This is a genomic window from Fluviicola sp., from assembly GCF_030151805.1.
In the GTDB taxonomy this organism is placed as follows: Bacteria; Bacteroidota; Bacteroidia; order Flavobacteriales_D; family Crocinitomicaceae; genus Fluviicola.
In genome coordinates this window covers 1-3312 of the sequence record NZ_JASLCN010000210.1, presented here as the reverse complement: position 1 = coordinate 3312, position 3312 = coordinate 1, and the positions used below count along the sequence as shown (strand labels likewise).

Sequence of the window (3312 nt, the reverse complement as noted above, 5' to 3'; positions counted from 1 at the left end):
TGATTAAATCATATCAAACTGGATTTACACATAGAGCTGATGATTGGGAGTTATTTTATTCAATCATAGATTTGGAATATGAAACTGCCCGCAAAATAGAGACTCACATCAAAAAGATGAAATCCAGAAAATATCTTGAAAACCTTAAATTATATCCGGAAATAATGGACAAACTCATCACAAAATATCGTGCGGGTTCATCCCGATAGCTATCGGGACCTACTTCGAGTACTTCCGATAGCTATCGGAAGAGCGCTTCCAGCTCATGAGATTAAGCCTTGATTTTCTTCGGAAAGTTGAGGCTTTTTTGGTTTTACAATCCTGGGATTTTTCGTTATATTCAATCATGGCTACTGTTTACATTATCTATTCTTCAAGTATTGACCAATATTACATTGGGAGTTGCAAAGACATTGAAATTCGATTACAAGAACATCTGATTAAATCATATCAAACTGGATTTACACATAGAGCTGATGATTGGGAGTTATTTTACTCGTTTGAAAATCCCGAATATTATGCAACAGGAAGTTGAATAAATAATACTCTCCGACACATTGAACCTTTTCAACTAAGAATAGTGAGCTTGTCGAAGTATGAACCTTTCCAAATGTTTCTATATTTGCCTCCTCGAAAAAACAATAGTATGAAAGCATATGTATTCCCCGGACAAGGTGCTCAATTCTCAGGAATGGGAAAAGACCTGTACGACTCCTCTGATCTGGCAAAACAACTTTTTGCTCAGGCAAATGAAATTTTGAGTTTTGATATTCAAAAAATCATGTTTGAAGGATCTGATGAAGAACTGAAGCAAACAAAAGTGACACAACCTGCCATTTTCCTGCATTCAACGATTCTTGCTGCGTGTTTAGGCGACAGTTTCAAGCCGGACATGGTTGCCGGGCATTCTTTGGGAGAAATCTCTTCGTTGGTAGCAAACAAAACACTTTCATTCGAAGATGGTTTGCGCTTGGTTTCAAAACGCGCTTTGGCCATGCAGGCTGCATGCGAAGCTGTTCCTTCCACAATGGCTGCCATTCTTGGTTTGGAAGACGAAGTGGTCGAAAATGTGTGTAAATCAATCGACGGAATCGTTGTAGCGGCAAACTACAACTGTCCGGGACAATTGGTGATCTCAGGAACAATTCCAGCCGTGGAAGAAGCTTGTGCGAAATTGACGGAAGCAGGTGCAAAACGCGCCATGATTCTCCAGGTTGGCGGAGCGTTCCATTCTCCGTTGATGGAACCTGCAAGAGAAGAATTAGCAAAAGCAATCGAATCGACAACATTCAACACCCCGATTTGTCCGGTTTATCAGAACACAACAGCTTCAGCTGTTACAAATCCGGATGAGATTAAGAAAAACCTGATCGATCAGTTAACCGCTCCGGTCCGCTGGACACAAACCATGCAGCAAATGATTGCTGACGGTGCTACGGAAGTAATCGAAGTTGGTCCGGGAAAAGTACTTCAGGGGCTTTTCAAAAAAGTGGACCGCGCATTTCCGGTTTCAAGTGCAGAAATTTAATCATTGATGGGGAAGCGATGCATCGCTTCCCCTACTTGATATCTATCAAAAAAGCCGGGGTGAAAATTTCACCCCGGCTTTTTTGTTTATTAACTACCGTATTTCTTAATTTCTGTACAAGGTACTTTTTACAGCCTTCACCAATTTCTCAACATTCGGCAATGCCGCGTCGATCAATGTAGGAGAAAATGCAAATGGCGTATCCGTTTGCGTTACACGCATCACAGGAGCATCCAGGTAATCGAATGCGTAACGCTGCAAATGGTAAGCAATCTCAGAAGAAATAGATGCCAAAGGCCATGATTCTTCCAATACCACACAACGGTTTGTTTTCTTGATTGATTCAACGATCAACGGGTAATCAATCGGACGGATTGTTCTCAAGTCGATGATTTCAATTGAAATCCCTTCTTTTTCCAACACTTCCGCAGCCTCATGAGCTACTTTGATGATCTTACCGAAAGAAACAACTGTTACGTCCGTTCCTTTACGCTTGATATCTCCCACTCCGATCGGAATGATGTATTCCCCTTCCGGAATTTCACCTTTATCTCCGTACATTTTCTCTGATTCCAGGAAAACAACCGGGTCGTTGTCGCGAATCGCCGCTTTCAACAAGCCTTTTGCATCATATGGTGTTGAAGGAGTAATGACTTTCAATCCCGGAACATGCGAATAAAATGCTTCAAAACTTTGAGAGTGCGTTGCCGCCAACTGACCTGCAGTTCCGTTTCCTCCACGGAAAACGATCGGACAACCGTATTGCCCACCGGACATTTGCAACATTTTTGCAGCAGAGTTGATAATCTGATCCGCAGCCAAAATTGCAAAGTTCCATGTCATGAACTCAACAATCGGGCGAAGACCATTCATCGATGCTCCAACAGCAATACCAGCAAATCCTAACTCTGCGATCGGGGTGTCAATCACACGTTTTGGACCAAATTCATCCAACATTCCCTGAGACACTTTATAAGCCCCATTGTATTCAGCAACTTCTTCTCCCATCAAAAAAACACCTTGATCACGGCGCATTTCTTCTGACATAGCTTCACGAAGGGCTTCTCTAAATTGAACAGTCTTCATTCTTTTTATTTTTTATTTCGCTTAAAAGCAGCACCAAAATTAATCAAAATTCGTTTCTGGCGCATTAAAACAGGGAGTAAGAACACACATTTTCAAGAAATAGTGAACAAATTGTTTAAAACCACTTCATATTATGTATGCATAACATTTTATTTCCTAGCATGATTTGATTATTTTTGTTTCCGAAAGGATGTTTAACAAGCAAATACTGTACTTGTAAAAATTTACACGCGCGCAGTCTTACGTTTAAATAAAAAAGATATGAAAATTCTTGTATGTATCAGTAAATCTCCGGATACTACATCTAAAATTGCCTTCACAGACGGGAATAAGCAATTTGATGAAAATGGGGTTCAATACATTGTCAACCCGTACGATGAGTGGTATGCACTTGTTCGCGGATTGGAATTGAAAGAAACTCTGGGTGGTAATTTGACGATCATCACTGTTGGAAATGCAGCTGACGAAGCCATTATCAGAAAAGCATTGGCAATTGGCGCCGACGATGCGGTGCGCATTGATGCTGACCCGAAAGATGCTTATTTCACAGCTGTTCAAATCGCTGAATACGCAAAAACAAATGGTTTTGATTTAATCCTGACTGGTAAAGAAACGATTAATTACAATGGTTCCCAGGTAGCAGGAATGATCGCTGAAGCAATGGATCTTCCGTTTGTTTCTTTGGCAACGAAACTGGA

3 protein-coding genes and 2 pseudogenes are annotated in these 3312 nt (G+C 40.9%); 4 read left to right on the top strand and 1 reads right to left on the bottom strand.

The genetic code is table 11. From position 1 onward, the window contains the following. From Q1V93_RS07940 to fabD, 3 genes and pseudogenes are all read left to right on the top strand, one after another. Positions 1-209 (top strand): annotated as a pseudogene (locus Q1V93_RS07940) (hypothetical protein); the annotation flags it as partial. Between the two features lie 56 nt (positions 210-265). Then, positions 266-535: a GIY-YIG nuclease family protein gene (locus Q1V93_RS19380; protein ID WP_367183776.1), complete on the top strand. Its 270-nt coding sequence runs from the start codon at positions 266-268 to the stop codon at positions 533-535. 111 nt (positions 536-646) lie between these two features. Beyond that, positions 647-1528: an ACP S-malonyltransferase gene (gene fabD, locus Q1V93_RS07935; protein WP_300663535.1), complete on the top strand. Its 882-nt coding sequence runs from the start codon at positions 647-649 to the stop codon at positions 1526-1528. Positions 1529-1633: 105 nt separating this feature from the next. Here fabD and Q1V93_RS07930 read toward each other — a convergent pair whose 3' ends face one another. Further along, a complete protein-coding gene (locus Q1V93_RS07930) occupies positions 1634-2614 on the bottom strand; it encodes a pyruvate dehydrogenase complex E1 component subunit beta (protein ID WP_300663533.1) in 981 nt (326 codons plus the stop codon). Positions 2615-2875: 261 nt separating this feature from the next. On the opposite strand from Q1V93_RS07930, the pseudogene Q1V93_RS07925 reads away from it, so the two are divergent. Continuing rightward, positions 2876-3312 (top strand): annotated as a pseudogene (locus tag Q1V93_RS07925) (electron transfer flavoprotein beta subunit/FixA family protein); the annotation flags it as partial.